Annotated in this window: 14 protein-coding genes; 9 read left to right on the plus strand and 5 right to left on the minus strand. The window is 67.9% G+C overall.

Translation table 11 applies throughout. The annotated features are described in order from the left end of the window. Positions 1 to 120 precede the first annotated feature (120 nt). Positions 121 to 2,232 carry a phosphate acetyltransferase gene (gene pta / locus AC1DF4_RS00660; RefSeq protein WP_476911094.1) on the plus strand — a complete coding sequence of 704 codons (2,112 nt, stop codon included), beginning with the start codon at positions 121 to 123 and terminating at the stop codon, positions 2,230 to 2,232. A 28-nt stretch (positions 2,233 to 2,260) separates the two neighbouring features. Here pta and AC1DF4_RS00665 read toward each other — a convergent pair whose 3' ends face one another. Further along, positions 2,261 to 2,509, minus strand: a complete 249-nt coding sequence (locus AC1DF4_RS00665) for a hypothetical protein (protein ID WP_476911095.1) — start codon at positions 2,507 to 2,509, stop codon at positions 2,261 to 2,263. Between the two features lie 122 nt (positions 2,510 to 2,631). Between AC1DF4_RS00665 and AC1DF4_RS00670 the strand changes: the two genes are divergently transcribed. Next, positions 2,632 to 3,798 (plus strand): acetate kinase, encoded by a 1,167-nt coding sequence (locus AC1DF4_RS00670; RefSeq protein WP_476911096.1) that lies wholly within the window; start codon positions 2,632 to 2,634, stop codon positions 3,796 to 3,798. Between the two features lie 60 nt (positions 3,799 to 3,858). Further along, complete coding sequence (locus AC1DF4_RS00675) at positions 3,859 to 4,419, plus strand: GNAT family N-acetyltransferase (RefSeq protein WP_476911097.1); 561 nt, start codon at positions 3,859 to 3,861, stop codon at positions 4,417 to 4,419. A gap of 311 nt (positions 4,420 to 4,730) precedes the next feature. Here the strand turns inward: AC1DF4_RS00675 and AC1DF4_RS00680 are convergent, their stop codons facing one another. The 4 genes from AC1DF4_RS00680 to AC1DF4_RS00695 form a co-directional block, all read right to left on the minus strand. Next, positions 4,731 to 7,142: a hypothetical protein gene (locus AC1DF4_RS00680; protein WP_476911098.1), complete on the minus strand. Its 2,412-nt coding sequence runs from the start codon at positions 7,140 to 7,142 to the stop codon at positions 4,731 to 4,733. A 9-nt stretch (positions 7,143 to 7,151) separates the two neighbouring features. After that, positions 7,152 to 7,787: a peptidoglycan-binding protein gene (locus AC1DF4_RS00685; protein ID WP_476911609.1), complete on the minus strand. Its 636-nt coding sequence runs from the start codon at positions 7,785 to 7,787 to the stop codon at positions 7,152 to 7,154. Between the two features lie 228 nt (positions 7,788 to 8,015). Next, positions 8,016 to 10,232 carry a S9 family peptidase gene (locus tag AC1DF4_RS00690; protein WP_476911099.1) on the minus strand — a complete coding sequence of 739 codons (2,217 nt, stop codon included), beginning with the start codon at positions 10,230 to 10,232 and terminating at the stop codon, positions 8,016 to 8,018. Positions 10,233 to 10,258: 26 nt separating this feature from the next. Further along, positions 10,259 to 11,338, minus strand: a complete 1,080-nt coding sequence (locus AC1DF4_RS00695; RefSeq protein WP_476911100.1) for an LCP family protein — start codon at positions 11,336 to 11,338, stop codon at positions 10,259 to 10,261. 189 nt (positions 11,339 to 11,527) lie between these two features. Between AC1DF4_RS00695 and paaA the strand changes: the two genes are divergently transcribed. The 6 genes from paaA to AC1DF4_RS00725 are packed head-to-tail and all read left to right on the plus strand — an operon-like array spanning position 11,528 to position 16,422. After that, positions 11,528 to 12,559 carry a 1,2-phenylacetyl-CoA epoxidase subunit PaaA gene (paaA, locus tag AC1DF4_RS00700; RefSeq protein ID WP_476863870.1) on the plus strand — a complete coding sequence of 344 codons (1,032 nt, stop codon included), beginning with the start codon at positions 11,528 to 11,530 and terminating at the stop codon, positions 12,557 to 12,559. Next, positions 12,556 to 12,861: a 1,2-phenylacetyl-CoA epoxidase subunit PaaB gene (paaB, locus tag AC1DF4_RS00705; RefSeq protein ID WP_476911101.1), complete on the plus strand. Its 306-nt coding sequence runs from the start codon at positions 12,556 to 12,558 to the stop codon at positions 12,859 to 12,861. Before paaA ends, paaB begins: the two co-directional genes overlap by 4 nt. Further along, entirely contained in the window at positions 12,858 to 13,778 is a 921-nt protein-coding gene (paaC, locus tag AC1DF4_RS00710) for a 1,2-phenylacetyl-CoA epoxidase subunit PaaC (RefSeq protein WP_476911102.1), read from the plus strand. The genes paaB and paaC overlap by 4 nt, the downstream gene beginning before the upstream one ends. Before the next feature lie 11 nt (positions 13,779 to 13,789). Continuing rightward, positions 13,790 to 14,359, plus strand: a complete 570-nt coding sequence (paaD, locus tag AC1DF4_RS00715; protein ID WP_476911610.1) for a 1,2-phenylacetyl-CoA epoxidase subunit PaaD — start codon at positions 13,790 to 13,792, stop codon at positions 14,357 to 14,359. A gap of 15 nt (positions 14,360 to 14,374) precedes the next feature. Next, on the plus strand, positions 14,375 to 15,607 hold the full coding sequence (gene paaE / locus AC1DF4_RS00720; RefSeq protein WP_476911103.1) for a 1,2-phenylacetyl-CoA epoxidase subunit PaaE: 1,233 nt from the start codon (positions 14,375 to 14,377) through the stop codon (positions 15,605 to 15,607). A gap of 35 nt (positions 15,608 to 15,642) precedes the next feature. Next, positions 15,643 to 16,422, plus strand: coding sequence for an enoyl-CoA hydratase/isomerase family protein (locus AC1DF4_RS00725; RefSeq protein WP_476911104.1), 780 nt, complete (start codon positions 15,643 to 15,645; stop codon positions 16,420 to 16,422). Positions 16,423 to 16,479 lie beyond the last annotated feature (57 nt).

Here is a 16,479-nt window from a genome sequence, read left to right on the forward strand (position 1 = left end):
GTCGGCGGACGACGCAACGGCCGTCGAAAAGCACCGGAAACGGGACCCGGAAACCGGCTCCCCGGCAAGAGAAAGTAGGCTGGGAGGGAAGCAGCACCACTTCACAGCAAAGGGCGAACAATGGCCAAAGGAATCTACGTCAGCGCGACCACCCCGGGCTCGGGCAAGTCCCTCATAGCGCTGGGGCTTGCGGACACGCTGCACCGGCACGCGGACCGCATCGGCTTCTTCAAACCAGTGGTCCACGGCTCCGATGCCGCCTCGGACCCCATGGTGGCCCTTATGAAGTCCCGGTTCGACCTGGATGACGAGCGCTGCCGCGGCGGGCTGACTTTCGCCGAGGTCCGGGCGCTCCTGGCCGAGGGGAACCGCGCGGAAATCGACGCCCGGTGTGTGGAGATATTTGCCGAAATGTCACGCCACTGCGACGTGGTGATCGTGGAGGGCACCGACCTCACCGGCCAGGACGCCGCCGTCGAATTCGACCTCAACGCACGCCTCGCGAACAACCTGGCCGCCCCAATCGTGGCCGTGGTGGGCGCGAAGGGGCGCACCGTCGCGGAGGCCGCTGACGCCGTCGAGGTTGCCCGGAAGGAATTGGCGGCGGAACGCTGCAGCCTGCTGGCCATCATGGTGAACCGCGCCGACCCGGAGGACGTGGACGGGATCGTCGCAGCCGTGAAGCCCGGCGCGTCCGGCCGGCCCGTGTATGTCTTCCCGGAGCTCGAGGACATTGCCCGGCCCACCACCGGCGAGGTGGCCGCGGCCCTGGGCATCCGCCAGGTGGCCGGCCGCCAGGACATGGAACGCGACGTCCGCTCCATCAAGGTGGCGGCCATGAACGTGGCCAACTTCCTCCACGTGCTCGACGACGGCGCCCTGGTGATCGTCCCGGGCGACCGTGCCGACGTGATGGTCGCGTGCCTGGCGTCCTCTTTCTCGCCGGAATTCCCGGTGCCGTCGGCGCTGATCCTCACGGGCGGCCTGGCCCCGGACCCCAACATTTACTCGTTGCTGGCGCAGGCCCCGTTTCCCGTGTTCACGGCCCCGGACGACACGTACACCACCGCCAAACGGGTCTCCGAGGTCCGCAGCGAAATCTGGTCCGGGCACCGCCGCAAAGTCGCCTCGGCCTTGGGGCTGTGGGCCAAGCGCGTGGACGAGGCGGAGCTCGTGGAACGCCTGCACCTCCCGCGGCTGGAGCGGATGACGCCGCTGCGGTTCCTGCACGACCTGGTTGAGCGGGCGCGGCTGCAGCGCCGGCACATCGTGCTGCCCGAGGGGAACGACGTGCGGATCCTGCGCGCTGCGGAGATCCTGCACCGCCGGGACGTTTGCGACCTCACCATTCTGGGCAAAGAATCGGAAGTCCGGGAGCTGGCATCCACCCAGGGCATCGACATCTCCGGCATCGACATCGTGGACCCTGCCACATCCGAGCTGCGCCAGCAGTTCGCCGAGAAGTACGCGGAACTGCGCGCACACAAGGGCGTTGACCTGGCCCGGGCCCTGGAAGTCATGCTGGACGGCAGCTACTTCGGCACCATGATGGTGCAGCTGGGAGTGGTGGACGGCATGGTGTCCGGTGCCGCGCACACCACGGCCCACACCATCCGGCCGGCGCTGGAGTTCGTGAAGACGCGCGACGGCGTGAAGATCGTCTCCTCGGTGTTCCTCATGCTGATGCCGGACCGGGTGCTGGTGTACGGCGACTGTGCGGTCAACCCTGACCCGAACGCGGAACAACTGGCGGACATCGCGCTGGCCTCGGCCGAGACCGCCACGCAGTTCGGCGTGGAGCCGCGGGTTGCCATGCTGTCCTACTCCACCGGAGGGTCCGGAAGCGGCGAAGCGGTGGACAAAGTCCGGCAGGCCACCGAACTCGTGCGGGAACGCCGCCCGGACCTAGCCGTGGAAGGGCCCATCCAGTACGACGCCGCCGTCGACGCCGCCATCGCCGAGTCGAAGATGCCGGGCTCATCAGTGGCCGGACAGGCGACCGTCTTCATCTTCCCGGACCTGAACACCGGCAACAACACCTACAAGGCGGTCCAGCAGTCCTCCGGGGCGGTCGCCGTCGGGCCCGTGCTGCAGGGCCTGCGGAAGCCGGTCAACGACCTCTCCCGCGGCTGCACCGTGGAGGACATCGTGAACACTGTGGCCATCACCGCCATCCAGGCCCAGTCCACGGCGCCTGCCGTCGAACCGGCTGCATCGGCTGCGCACGCGTAGCCGGGGGACCGGCGTCGGCTGGTTTCCGTCAGCTGTTCTCCGGCTCCGCCGGGCTGTCGGGGTCTTCCTGCTTGGCCGGCTCGTCCGCCAGGCCCTCGGGGGTGAGGTCCAGGTCCTCCACGTTCTCGGGCGGCTCGGGAGACTCGCCCACCTCGGCGGCCTTGAGGTTCCCGGTGTCGTCCAAAGCCGGGTTCGAGCCTTCCACGCCGGTGGGGTCCGGCTTCTTGGATCCGGTGTCCGGTGCGCTGCTGTCCTGCTCGTTAGTGCTGTCAGTCATGAAAAGCCCTCCGTGCGGTGACCAATAGGTCCGCCGACTCTAGGCGCCCGCCGCGTCCGATGCAATGGCGATACGATCGAACTTCCACCGACCACCCCTGCAGCCAAGGCTTAGGAGGCCCAGTGCTCGTCCTCGTCATCAACTCAGGCTCGTCCTCACTGAAGTACCAGGTCCGCGACGTCGAAACCGGCAGCGTGCTCGCCGAAGGACTCGTCGAGAAGATCGGAATGGGCAACGGCGGCGAAGGCGACGGCCAGCTGGAGGGCCCCCGCGACCACGCGGAGGCCCTGGAACTCGTGGACGCGGAGATCCACGCCGCGCTGGGCGACCGGGCGCTCGACGCCGTCGGGCACCGGGTGGTGCACGGCGGGGAGCGCTTCGCCGAGCCCGTCCTGGTCGACAACGAGATCACCCGCGCCATCGAGCGGCTCAACCCGCTGGCACCCCTCCACAACCCGGCGAACGTGCTGGGCATCCGCGCGATCTCGAAGAAGTGGCCGGAGATGCCGCAGGTCGCCGTCTTCGACACCGCCTTCCACCGGACCCTGCCGGAGCACGCCTGGCGCTACGCCGTGCCGGAGGAGCTCTACACCAACCACGGGATCCGCCGCTACGGCTTCCACGGCACCTCGCACGAATACGTCGCGCACCGGGCCGCGGCGCTGCTCGATGTACCGGTGGACGAGTTCGACGCCGTCATCGCCCACCTCGGCAACGGGGCCTCGGTGACTGCGATCCGCGGCGGCCATTCCGTGGACACCTCCATGGGGTTCACCCCGCTGGAGGGCCTCGTGATGGGCACCCGTTCCGGCGATTTGGACCCGTCCATCCTGGTATTCCTCGGCCGGGCCGGCTGGTCCCCGGAGGACCTGGATTCCATGCTCAACCGCCAGTCCGGGCTCAAGGGGCTAGCCGGCAACAACGACATGCGCTCCGTGGTGGAGGCCGCGGAAGCCGGCGACGCCAAGGCGGCCATGGCGCTCGCCGTCGCCTCCTACCGGCTCGCGAAGTACATCGGCGGCTACCATGTGGCTGTCGGCGGGGCGAAGGCCCTGGTGTTTACGGCCGGGATCGGGGAGAACTCCCACCAGTTCCGCGCCCTCGTGGCGGAACGGCTGGGCGCCCTGGGCGTGCAGCTCGACGACGGCCTGAACCGCGAACGGTCCAAGGACCCCCGCGTGATTTCCTCGCCCTCCTCGGCTATTCCGGTGCTCGTGGTGCCCACCGACGAGGAGCGGGCGATTGCCGAGGCGACCGCCGCCGTCGTCGGCGCGTCGGTTGCTCCGTAACTGCCCCTTTCACGGCTCAAAACGGCACCTGCGGAGCAATCGATGGGTAGCGTGGGTGCCATGACCGAACTGAACTTGCCCCTCCGCACTGACCGGCTGGTGCTGCGCCGCTTCGAGGCCGGGGACCTGGATGCCTTCTACGCCTACCATTCGCTGCCCGAGACCGCACGGTTCCTGCCCGGGGAGGCGAAAAGCTACACCAAGTCCATGGAGTCCGTGGGCAAATACGCCAACTTCGTCTTCGAAAAGGAGGGCGACTGGATCTGCCTGGCCATCGAGGCCGCGGACTCGCCCGGCCTGCTCGGGGAAGTGGTGCTGAAATGGCTGCCGGGCTGCGGGCAGGCCGAGATCGGCTGGAGCCTCGCCCCGGAGGCGCGCGGCAAGGGTATCGCGTCCGAGGCCGCAGGTGCGCTGCTGAAACTGGGGTTCGAGGAGCTCGGCTTCCACCGGATCGATGCCAAGCTGGATGCCCTCAACACGGCCTCCGCAACGCTCTGCGAACGGCTGGGCATGCGGCTCGAATCCACCCAGGTGGACAAATGGCACTACAAGGGACAGTGGGCAACGGAAGTCGTTTACGCCATTCTTGCGGATGAATGGAAGTCCCGGCAGCAAGCCTAGGATTCACCGCGTTGACGAATCACCGACGCCGGTGCGACGCTCCCGCCCAGTTACTTCCGGCCGCACTGCCACGTGCCGGCGGAACCCGCGGTTCTGTGTGGCGGGCGCGGGGAGTGGTGCCGAGCAACTGGGCAGGAGCGTCGCCGCTCGTGAATCAGCGACGAAACCCGCCCGCGAACACCCCGCCCAGTCGTTTCCGCAGTCAATTCCGCTGCGGTGAAAGTCCCATGACGCGCCAACGGACCAGCGCTACGGGAATCCCCATAGCACTGGTCCGTTGGCGCGTCGTCAGCCAGGAACCGGAGCGGTGCCTACGGTGCCGGCGGGGCTATGGCTGTTGGAGCGGCCGACGGCGTGACAGGCGCCGGCCCGGTGGCCGTTCCCGCGGACTGCGTGGGCTGCGGTCCAGCCGGGCCCGTCCCTGATGGCGCCGTGGCAGTGGAGGTAGCCGCTGGCGCGGTCCCCGCCACACCAGGAGTGGCGTCGGAGGTGGCACCCGGCGTGGCCCCGGTCGTTGCACCCGGCATGGCCGGGGGTGTCGTCGAAGGACCCGGCGAACTGCCCGTCGTGGCGGGGGCCGTGCCGGTGGAACCGCCCGGGGTGGCGCTGGGATCGCTCTTGATGACCTCCATGATTTGCAGCTTGAAGGCGTCCAGGCGCCCCTGGATCTCCGAGAGTGGCACATTCTGCAGATTCCGCCCGTACTCCGCGATCTGCTGCCACAGCGCGTTGAGCCGGGTCATGCCGTCGGCGCTCAGCGGACCGTCCAGTGTGAGGACCAGTTGGCTCGCCAGGGCGTACGTCAGGCACCGCACGCAGTTGTAGTTCGCGGCCGCGGAGAGGTTCTCCGGGACGATCACGTCGGTCTGCCCCACGATCAGCACCACCTGGAAACCGACCGCGACGGCGGCGCAGTCCGCGCAGCTGGCAAAGGCGTAGGCCTCGTTGCGGGTGGTGACGTCCCCGCCGTCGTCGGCCCAGACAAGCGCGAAGGCGACGTCGTAGACAACGGAACCGTCCGTGGTGTTGACGGCGAGCGACTGGTTGCCGTCCTCCTCGGGTGCGGCCGGCCGGTCGAAGGGGAATACCCACGACGGCGGCGCCTCAGCCCCAGCCCCGGCCGTCCCGGCGTCACGCGGCACCAGGACCATGCTGAGCTGCGGCTGCTCACGGGTGGGCTTCTCGGCACCGGCGGGCCAGAGCGCGACGGTCCGCCCTGACTGGCCTTCCCTCATTCCGGTGGACGCGCCGGCCGGGAAGACGGCGGTGGTGGCGTCGGCCAGGGTGCCCCGTTCGTAGGGCTGGACGGGCCGGTAGGTTTCGGTGCCGGGCCACCAGGCCCAGGCGAGTCCTGCCACCACAGACGCGATCACTGCGAGGGCCGTTCCGCGCTGGAGCGCCTTGCCGCGGGTCTTCTGCCAGAGTCCGGTGATGATTTGCCGTCCCAGGCGGAACAGGATGTAGAAGATGCCAACCACGGGAAGCGCGACGGCGGCAATCGCCAGGATCCGCACTGCGGCGTCGACGATGTCCCCGCCGCCGAAGCTGTGGTTGAACATGGCGTACTGCTTCTGCGCGCTGTCCCACGCCGTGCCGAGAAGCCGCGGCAGGGACAGCACCATGAGGACAAGGCTGAAGAGGAGCAGCGGAACGGTGATGAGCACCCAGGCCGTGACCACGGCGCGGGCCCACGGCTTGAGGACCTGCGCCTCCGGGTCAGTCCGGCGCCACGGCAGGAGCCCCAGCAGGGTGGGTTTGATCCGCTGGAACAGGTCGGGAACCCCGGTGGCGTCGGCGAGGATGTGGTAGCCGTCGAAGCGGACCAGCGGCAGCAACTGCCGGACCATCTGCAGCACCTGGGTCACGACGACCAGCAGCAGCGCATCGAAACCCGTGGCCCACCAGATGCCCATGATGGCGACGGCGACGATCGCGTTGAAGTACAGACCGCCGAGGTCGGTCCGGATACGCCCGGCGCGGCCCAGCCGGTAGGAATCGGTGACATCGGTGAAGAACGCGGGCCAGATCAGGTACAGCCCGGTACCCATGGCGCCCGGGGTTGCTCCGCCGCGCCGGGCCGCCGCAGCGTGCCCGAATTCGTGGAACCCGGCGGACAGCACGGTCACCACCAGGATCAGCAGCACGAGGCCCGGATTTGCAAACGCTTCATGCGTGGCCGAGGCCAGGCCCTTGACCATCAGCACCCACCAGCAGCTGGCGAGGAACGCCGCGGTGACCAGGACCACGATCAGCGGGCTGAAGAGCACGGCGAACGGGGCGGTGATGCGGCGCGTGCGTTCCGGGTCCGTGACGGTGTAGCGGAACTTCATCCCAAGCAGCGGGTCGGCCTTGCGTACCTCGGGCTGTGAGCCGTCGGCCAGCCGCAGCAGGCCCAGCGGCAGCAATTGTGAGTCGATCAAGGTCCGGACGTTGTCGGCGCTGACCAGCCGGCCGGATCCGGTGCTGGCGTGGTTGGCGATCTCCTCGACGCCGCGGGTGCCGTCAATCGCTTCGAGGACCAGGTACAGCAACGGGGTCAGTTGGAGGGTCTGGCCGTCGGCGCGGCGGACCAGTGAGGGCGCCTCACGGTAGCCGGAACCCTTGGTCTCGCCGATGAGCTGGATGCCGTCGGCCCGGACCGGGACCGGCAGGGTGCCGGCAGCCGGCGCAGGGGAGACCGGCGGGCCGTCCGAGATGGACGGCCCGCCATGCGAAATGCTCATCCGGGGGAACTACTGCCGGAGGTCGGACTGCTGGTCGGCCGTAGCAGTGGCTTCGCCCGTGATGTTCTGGTTGATGATGGCATCCTGCTGCGAGACGGCGAAGGCGTTGCTGTCGATGGAGCCGATGTTGGCGGCGACGGCGGCATCGATCGGGGCGGCGACATTGGCGTTGGCGGCCACGGCACCGTTGATCGGGGCGGCAATGTCGGCAGCGGCGTCCAAGTCCACGTTGACGTTGAGCAGGTTGGAATTGAGGGCTCCGGCGACGTCGGTGGGCAGGGCGCTTTCCTCCGCCGTGACATCCGTGGCGCCCGTGTCGGTGCCGCCGGTGCTGCCGGTGTCCTGCTCGATCGTGCTGTCCTGCGCGGACTCTGCAGTGGCATCGGCGTCAATGCCCTGGTTGATGATGACGCCCTGATCGGACAGCGCCTGAGCGTCCGAGCCGAAGGACAGGATGTTCGCCGAAGCTGCGGCGTCGATCGGGGCGGCGACGTTGGCGTTAGCCGCGATGGCGAGGTCGATCGGCGCCGCGGCGTTGATCCCGAGGTCCAGGTCCGCGTTGAGGTCCAGGATGGAGGCCACTTCCTTGTCCGGAAGGGCGGTGCCTGCCTCCGCCATCAGTTCAGCGTCGCTCAGCGGGGTCATTCCCTGTTCAGTGCTCACGAATAGCTCCAGTTCCGGCACAGTTTCTGCTGCCCCCAGTGAGCAGTTTCCAGACCGATGTGCCTCATGCTGGTCAATAGTAAGCATGGTTAGCATCTATCCGGTAGGCGACTCCCGTAAATCCGCGACCATACCGCCAACGATTGCTCCGTAACTGCCCTAATGCGGGCTCAAAAGGGCGGGTACGGAGCAACCGATGACGGGAGCGGTCTACTTAACTCCGGCCCCCGGCAGGAGGTCCGTGGCGCCCAGGGAGTCGGCGACGAAGGCGTAGTCCCAGGCCCGTTCCTTCCACTGCACGTAGCGGCCCGAGGCGCCGCCGTGGCCGCCTTCCATCTCGATCTTCATCACGATCGGCTCGCTGCCGGTGTTGAGTTCGCGCAGCCGCTGAACCCATTTGGCGGGCTCCACGTAGAGCACCCGCGTGTCATTGAACGAGGTGACCGCAGCGATCTTGGGGTACGCCACTGCCCGGACGTTTTCGTACGGCGTGTAGGACTTCATGTACTCGTACACGGAGCTGTCGGTGATCGGGTTGCCCCATTCCTCCCACTCCAGCGCGGAAAGCGGCAGTTCGGGATCCAGGATGGTGGTCAGGGCATCCACGAACGGCACGGCCGCCACGATCGCCGCGTACTTCTCCGGGGCCAGGTTGGCGACGGCGCCCATCAGCAGCCCGCCTGCCGATCCTCCCATGGCCGCGATGCGTGCCGGGTCCACCCAGCCGGACTGCGCCAGCCAGTCGGTGGCCGCGATGAAGTCCGTGAAGGTGTTCTTCTTCTGCAGCTTCTTGCCCGTGTCGTACCAGTGCCGGCCCAGTTCGCCGCCGCCGCGGATGTGGGCGATCACGAACACGATGCCCCGGTCCAGCAGGGAGAGCCGGGGAATGCCGAAGCCCGGATCCATGCTCATCTCATAGGAGCCGTAGCCGTACACAAGGCCCGCCGCCGTCGAATCGCGGGCAACGGTGACGTGGCGCAATACGGAGAGCGGGATCCGCGTGCCGTCCGCGGCCACGGCCCACTCGCGGGTGGCGACGTAGTCCGCGGCGGAATAGCCGCCCAGGACCGGGCTCTCCTTGCGCAGGAGCAGCTCGCCGGCGGGCTGTTCCGGGGTGGGGAGCACAAAGTCGTAGACCCGGGACGGGGTGAAGTAGGAGGTGTAGCCCATCCGGATCACGGGCGCTTCGTAGTCGGACCCGGCAACGCCTGCGGTGTAGAGCTCCTCCTCGAAGGCCGGCTCCACCGGTGCGCCCTGCTCCGGCGTGCCCAGCCCGGCCAGCGGCAGGACCTGCACGCGCTCGATGGTGTCTTTGCGGACGGAGACCACCAGGTGTGTCGAGGTGACGCCGGCGCCATTGACGCGCACCTGGTCGGAATGTTCGACGACGGCGGTCCAGTGCTGCTCGGCGAGCGGCTTGGCGAGTTCGGCCGGGTCCACGAGGGAGACCATGGAGTTGATGGCGTCCTTGTTGTGGGTCAGGACGATGGCCTCGGCCCGCTGCCCCGCGGCGTCCGTCAGCAGGAACGGCTCGGCCTCGTAAAGGATGCGCTCGTCGCGGGAGATCACGGTGCGGAGTCCGGCGTCGAGCGCGTCGAAGCGCAGCAGGCGGGTCTCGCTGAATTCCGAGCAGCCGATGCTCAGCACCAGGTGGCGCCGGTCGGCGGAGAGCTCGAAGCCCAGCCACATGGCGACGTCGTCCTCCTGGTAGATGACCTCATCATCGGCGACGGGCGTGCCCAGCACATGGGACTTCACCTGGTAGGGCCGCCAGGAGTCATCCACCACGGTGTAGAAGATCCGTGTGCCGTCGGGGGAGAACGAGATCCCGTAGAAAACGTTCTCGATCACGTCGGGAAGCAGCTCCCCGCTCCGCAGGTCCTTTATGCGCAGCGTGAACCGTTCGTCACCGGCGTTGTCCACGGCGTAGGCGTAGAGGTTCCCGTCAATGGTGACGGCGGCACCGCCGACGGCGAAGAACGGCTTGCCCGCTGCCTCGACGTTTCCGTCCAGCAGGATTTCCTCGCCCGGAATCTCGACGCCCACCTCGACGGCCGGGGGAGTCCAGTCGGCCACGCGGTCCCCGGTGTCCTCGGCCCGGACGCGGCACTGGATGCCGTACTCCTGGCCCTCCACGGAGCGGGTGTAGTACCACCAGCCGTCCTTGCGGTTGGGAACGGAGAGGTCCGTCTCCTGGGTGCGGCCCTTGATCTCCTGGAAGATGGCTTCGCGCAGCGGCTCCTGGTGGGCCGTCACTGCCTCCTGGTAGGCGTTCTCAGCCTTGAGCAGCTCCACGACCTCGGCGGATTCCTTGTTCCTCAGCCACTCGTAGTTGTCCTCGAAGGCATCGCCGTGGTGCGTGCGGAGGGCGGGGATTTTCTTGGCAACAGGGGGCTGCGGGGACGGCTGCACGGGAGTCTGGGTCATTTCTCCAATCTACCTTCGTGCGGCCCTCAGTTCCCGTTCTGCAGCCCGTTCGCGGCGATGTACTCGCCCAGGGTGCCGGATGCCAGGGCGGCGGAAACGGCGGCGGTGGCGGCCGGGTTCTGCCAGATGACCGACTGGCCGGTCCCGGTGGTACCGACGCCGGCCGTGGGAAGCGTGAAAAACACGCCGTTGCCGGCCGGTACGGTGCGCAGGCTGAATGCGAGCCGTTCCAGGGTTTCCAGGGTCAGCCCCGGTGTCACCGCGACGTGGGGCAGTACGCCCGTCACGAACGCGTGCACCGTCGCACGGTCGGCCAGGACCCCGTTGCCCACGGCCTTGGCCAGTACGGCCTTGAGGAAGGTCTGCTGGTTCCGGACCCGCTGGTAGTCGCCGTCGGAGAACGCCTTGCGCTCGCGGACAAAATCGAGAGCCTGGGCGCCGTTGAGATGGTTCACGCCCGGCGCAAAGTACTGCCCGGACCCCAGCGTGGAAGTAAACGGCAGCTTCACGTCGACGTCGATGCCGTTAACGGCGTCGGTCAGGCCGGCGAAGCCCGGGAAGTCCACCATCACCGTGTAGTCGATGTTCTGGCCCAGCAGGGACCCCACGGTCTGGGTCATGAGGGGCACGCCGCCCAGCTCGAGTCCGGCGTTGACTTTGTCCGCGCCGTAGCCGGGGATGTCCACCCACAGGTCACGCATGATGGAGATGCCGTAGACGCTCTGGCGGTCTGCCGGGAGATGGATGAAGACGAGGGTGTCCCCGCGCTGGTCGGAGGTTCCGCCGGAGGCGGCGACTGCGCGGTCGTCCACGCGGCTGTCGCTGCCGATCAGCAGGATGTTCAGCGCCGTGGGCGGCGGATCCGGAGTCGGCGTCGGCGTGGGTGTCGGAGTGGGTGCGGGGGTGGTCTCCGGCGCCGGGGCGGAAGTTTCCACGGTGGCCGCGGGTTGGGTCCGCGGCTGGTTCAGCAACAATGCCGCAATGGCTACTGCGACCACTGCCAGGCCGGCGATGACGGCGATGATGATCTTCCGACGGCGGTTCATTCCGCCCGGTGCCGCGGCGGGGCCTGCGGCAGCTTCCTTTGGTTCCGGCGACGTTTCCATGGCCGGACGTTACCACCGCGCTGCGCCAAATAGCGGCAGGCGCCACAATATGCGCGTTGATGACAGCCGCGCCGGACGGCCGCCGTCGTGCCTGCCTCGGAGCGCCGGTGTGCTTGACGCATCTCCTGCCTTCCGCATATCCTGAACGAACGGTCGGTAATTATTTATCGGAAATGCATAGGAGCAACCATGGCATCGCAGACCCTGCAGTCAGTGCCCGGAGAACCAACAGCGGCGCGGCACGAACAGAGCGCCGAAGATGCGGCCCGGCGTGACGCTGAAGGCCAGGCATACTTCGACAAAGTCATGGCGGACGATTCGCGGATCGAACCCCGCGACTGGATGCCCCCGGCCTACCGCAAGACCCTGCTGCGCCAGATCTCGCAGCACGCGCACTCGGAGATTATCGGCATGCAGCCGGAAGCCAACTGGATCTCCCGCGCCCCCAGCCTCAAGCGCAAGGCCATCCTCATGGCCAAGGTCCAGGACGAGGCCGGCCACGGCCTGTACCTGTACTCCGCCGCCGAAACCCTCGGCCAGCCGCGCGATCAGATGATGCAGGACCTGATGGACGGCAAGGCCAAGTACTCCTCCATCTTCAACTACCCCGCCCGCACCTGGGCCGACATGGGCGCCATCGGCTGGATGGTCGACGGCGCCGCTATCGCCAACCAGGTGCCGCTCTGCCGCGCCTCCTTCGGCCCCTACGGCCGTGCCATGGTCCGCGTCTGCAAGGAAGAATCCTTCCACCAGCGCCAGGGCTTTGAGATCCTGCTGGAACTCTCCCACGGCACGCCGGAGCAGAAGCAGATGGCCCAGGACGCCGTGAACCGCTGGTACGCCCCGGCCCTGATGATGTTCGGCCCGCCGGATGACGACTCGCCCAACTCCAAGCAGTCCATGGCCTGGAACATCAAGCGCTTCAGCAACGACGAACTGCGCAACCGCTTCGTCGGAATGATGATGGAGCAGGTCAAGGTCCTGGAGCTCACCCTCCCGGACAAGGACATCCGATTCAACGAAGAAACCAAGAAGTGGGAGCACGGCCCCCTGGACTGGGATGAATTCCACGAGGTCCTCGCCGGCCGCGGCCCCTGCAACGCCCAGCGCCTGGAACGGCGCCGCGAAGCACACAACAACGGCGCCTGGGTGCGCGAAGCCGCCGCAGCGTACGCGGAAAAGCAGGCCAAGAAGCAAGCAGAGAAGGAATCCGCAGCATGACAACCCCCGAACCGCACTCAGGAAACGTCTGGCCCATCTGGGAAGTCTTCGTCCGCTCCAGCCGCGGCCTCTCCCACGTCCACGCCGGCTCCCTGCACGCGCCGGACGCCGCCATGGCCCTGCGCAACGCCCGCGACCTCTACACCCGCCGCAACGAAGGCGTCTCTATCTGGGTTGTCCCCGCCGACGCCATCGCCTCGAGCGACCCTGATGCCAAGGGCTCGTTCTTCGAGTCGCCCCAGGGCAAGGACTACCGGCACGCGACGTACTACACCAAGAGCGAGGGCGTGAAGCACCTGTGAGCACTTCACCCGAAACGGCAGCAGAAACAGGCGGCCACGGCGACATCAACGTCGGCGTCAAGGGAGCCAGCGGCACCGGCGAGGCCACGGCCAGCGCCACCCGCATTACCCCCGGCAACGCCCTCCGCCCCGAGGACATCGCGCTGGCCGTCAGCCGCGGCACCGCGAAGCCGGACGAGGATGTCGCCGAGTTCGCCCTGCGTCTGGGCGACGACGCCCTGATCCTCGCGCAGCGCCTGGGCCACTGGATCTCCCGCGCCCCGGAGCTCGAAGAGGACATTGCCCTCGGCAACATCGCCCTGGACCAGCTGGGCCACGCCCGTTCGTTCCTCAGCTACGCCGGCGGACTGGACGGCCGGAGCGAGGACGACCTCGCCTACTTCCGCCGCGAGCCCGAGTTCCGGTCTGTCGAGATCTTCGAACTCCCGAACGGCGACTTTGCCGTCACCATCGCCCGCCAGTTCGTGGTCAGCTACTACCAGTTCGAGCTCTACCGCCGGCTGACGCAGTCCACCGACGCCACCCTCGCCGGCATTGCCGCGAAGGCCGTCAAGGAAGTGGATTACCACCGCGACCACAGCGCCCAGTGGGTGCTGCGCCTTGCCCAGGGCACCGAAGAGTCCCGCGAGAAGATGATCCACGCCTTCAAGGCCATCTGGCCCTACGTGGACGAGCTGTTCCGCGACGACGAACTCACCGCCCGCCTCAGCGCGAGCGGCGCCGCCGTCGAGCCGTCCGGCCTGCGCGCCGACTTCGACCGCCTGACCGGCGAGGTCCTGGCCGCGGCCGAGCTGGACGTTCCCAAGGTCCAGCCCGCTCCCGGCGGCGGCCGGCGTGGACTGCACTCCGAGCACCTCGGCTACCTCCTCGCCGAAATGCAGGTGCTCGCCCGCGAGTACCCCGGAGCCAGCTGGTAACCACCATGGAAATGTACGTCAGCCACCCCACGGCCGCGGACGGCCGCCCGGCGGAGCATAAGACACCCGAGCAGAAGGCCTGGGAACTCGCCGCCACCGTCTGCGACCCGGAAATCCCGGTCCTCACCATCGAGGACCTGGGGATCCTGCGCAACGTCCAGGTGACGAAGGAACCAAACGCAGCCGACGGCGTGATGGTCCCCACAGTTCATATCACCATCACGCCGACCTACTCGGGCTGCCCCGCGATGGACGCCATCCGGGACGATCTCAAGGCTGCCTTCAAGAGCGGAGGCTACCCGAGCGTCAACGTCGAGATGGTCCTCTCCCCGGCCTGGACCACCGACTGGATGAGCGAGGCCGGAAAGGCCAAGCTGCAGGAGTACGGCATCGCCCCGCCCTCCGGCCACTCGGCCGCCCTGCGGCACGCCGGGCCGATCCGCCTGTCCCTCGCCGTCAAGTGCCCGCAGTGTTCATCGCTGAACACCAAGGAACTCACCCGCTTCGGTTCCACCTCCTGCAAGGCGCTGTACGTCTGCCAGGACTGCAAGGAACCGTTCGACTACTTCAAAGTTTTGTAAGGAACAGGTGCTCCCATGACTGTTGTCCGCCAGACCGCCGCTGAAACGGCTGCAGCCACCGGCCGCCGTCGTGCGTCCTTCCACCCGCTGACGGTGGACGAGGTCCGCCGGCTCACCGATGATGCGATCGAGGTGACCTTCGGTGTGCCGGCTGAACTCGCCGGCCAGTTCGATTACCTCCCGGGCCAGTACGTCGCGCTGCGCACCACCTTGCCGGATGAGTCCGGCGAGCCGAAGGAAATCCGGCGCAGCTACTCGATCTGCGCCGAGCCGCGGAGCTTCGCGGACGGCAGCAGCGAGATCCGGGTCGCGATCAAGAAGGACCTGGGCGGGCTGTTCTCCACCTGGGCGAACGCCGAGCTCAAGGCCGGCGACGTCCTGGACGTGATGAGCCCGATGGGCGCGTTTGTATCCAAGCACGGCCGGGACGGCAAAGAGCAGAACCTGATGAACTCGATGAACCATCCGGAGGAGATGGCCAGCGAGCTGGCGGGGGAGCCGGGTTCCTTCGTCGCGATCGCCGCGGGTTCCGGCATCACCCCGGTGATCGCGATTGCCCGCACCCTGCTCGCCGCGCACCCGGAAACCCGCTTCGACCTGGTCTACGCGAACAAGGCCGCCATGGACGTCATGTTCCTCGAAGAGCTGGCCGACCTGAAGGATAAGTACCCGTCCCGGCTCGCCCTGCACCATGTGCTCTCCCGCGAACAGCGGATCGCCCCGCTGCTCAGCGGCCGGATCGACGCGGAGAAGCTGCAGGCCCTGCTGGGGACCGCCATCCATGCCGACGACGTCGACGAGTGGTTCCTGTGCGGCCCGTTCGAGCTCGTCCAGCTGTGCCGGGACACCCTGGCCGAGCGCGGCGTCAACGCCGACCACGTCCGGTTCGAGCTGTTCACCACCGGCAAGCCGGACCGCCCCGAGGGCAACGCCGGCCGTCCGGTGGTTGTGGACGAGTCGCAGGCCACGTACAAGATCACCTTCAAGCTGGACGGCCTCCAGGGAGAGGTGGCCAGCCCCACCCACGCCCGCGAGTCGATCCTGAACGCGGCCCTGCGGGTCCGCCCCGACGTCCCGTTCGCATGCGCCGGCGGCGTCTGCGGAACCTGCCGCGCCAAGGTGGTCACCGGTGCCGTCACGATGGACGAGAACTACGCCCTGGAGCAGGACGAACTGGACAAGGGCTACGTGCTGACCTGCCAGTCCCACCCCACGACGCCGGAAGTCACCGTCGACTTCGACGTCTAACCCACCACCCGGTACCCACTCCAACGAGGAGCCCCATGATTTCCCTCTCCATCGCCGACGGCGTCGCCGAGATCGTCCTCAACGCCCCCTACAAGCTGAACTCGCTGGACGAGCAGGCCCTCCGGGACCTGTCGAAGGCGTACGACGACGCCGCTGCCGCCGCCTCGCGCGGTGAAGTGCGGGCGCTGCTGCTCAGGGGTGAGGGGCGCGCTTTTTGCGCGGGACGGGACATCGCCGGCGTCACGCCGGAGACCGACGACGTCCAGGGGTACCTGGGCGGGCTCCTGCAGCCGCTGCTGAAGAAGATGACAGCCTTCCCCGCCCCCACCTTCGCGGCGGCCCAGGGGGCCTGCCTGGGTGTGGGGCTGGGGCTGCTCCTCGCCACGGATGTGGTGTACGTGGCGGAGAACGCCAAGTTCGGGTCGCCCTTCGCGAACCTTGGTGCCACGCTCGATTCCGGCGGGCACTGGTACTTCACCGAACGGCTCGGCATGCACCGCACGCTGGACCTGATCTACACCGCCGAACTCATGAGCGGCGCGGACGCCGTGGCCCGGGGGATGTTCAGCCGGGCCATGCCCGCGGCTGACCTGTTGGAGAACACCCGGGCGATCGTGGCCAAGGCCGCCACCGGCGCCACGAGCGCGTTCACTGCAAGCAAGGATCTCGTGGCGCACATCCGGGATCAGCGGCTGGGGCTCTGGGAGTCCATGGAGGAAGAGAACGCCGAGCAGGCGCGCCTCTGCAAGACCGAGGATTACTCCGAGGGATTCCGGGCCTTCCAGGAGAAGCGGACCCCGGTTTTCAAGGGCTAGCTGCGCCGGAAAACGGGCGGTACCGAGACCGGGTTGTCTCGGTACTTGTCTTTGGTT

The organism is Arthrobacter sp. 05N429 (assembly GCF_056397045.1).

Coding starts and splice junctions, on each gene's coding strand:
- AC1DF4_RS00725 (WP_476911104.1), top strand. CDS start 15,643: ATGATTTCCCTCTCCATCGCCGACGGCGTCGCCGAGATCGTCCTCAAC.
- AC1DF4_RS00675 (WP_476911097.1), top strand. CDS start 3,859: ATGACCGAACTGAACTTGCCCCTCCGCACTGACCGGCTGGTGCTGCGC.
- AC1DF4_RS00685 (WP_476911609.1), bottom strand. CDS start 7,787: ATGACCCCGCTGAGCGACGCTGAACTGATGGCGGAGGCAGGCACCGCC.
- paaE (WP_476911103.1), top strand. CDS start 14,375: ATGACTGTTGTCCGCCAGACCGCCGCTGAAACGGCTGCAGCCACCGGC.
- AC1DF4_RS00665 (WP_476911095.1), bottom strand. CDS start 2,509: ATGACTGACAGCACTAACGAGCAGGACAGCAGCGCACCGGACACCGGA.
- AC1DF4_RS00680 (WP_476911098.1), bottom strand. CDS start 7,142: ATGAGCATTTCGCATGGCGGGCCGTCCATCTCGGACGGCCCGCCGGTC.
- pta (WP_476911094.1), top strand. CDS start 121: ATGGCCAAAGGAATCTACGTCAGCGCGACCACCCCGGGCTCGGGCAAG.
- paaA (WP_476863870.1), top strand. CDS start 11,528: ATGGCATCGCAGACCCTGCAGTCAGTGCCCGGAGAACCAACAGCGGCG.
- paaB (WP_476911101.1), top strand. CDS start 12,556: ATGACAACCCCCGAACCGCACTCAGGAAACGTCTGGCCCATCTGGGAA.
- AC1DF4_RS00695 (WP_476911100.1), bottom strand. CDS start 11,338: ATGGAAACGTCGCCGGAACCAAAGGAAGCTGCCGCAGGCCCCGCCGCG.
- AC1DF4_RS00690 (WP_476911099.1), bottom strand. CDS start 10,232: ATGACCCAGACTCCCGTGCAGCCGTCCCCGCAGCCCCCTGTTGCCAAG.
- paaD (WP_476911610.1), top strand. CDS start 13,790: ATGTACGTCAGCCACCCCACGGCCGCGGACGGCCGCCCGGCGGAGCAT.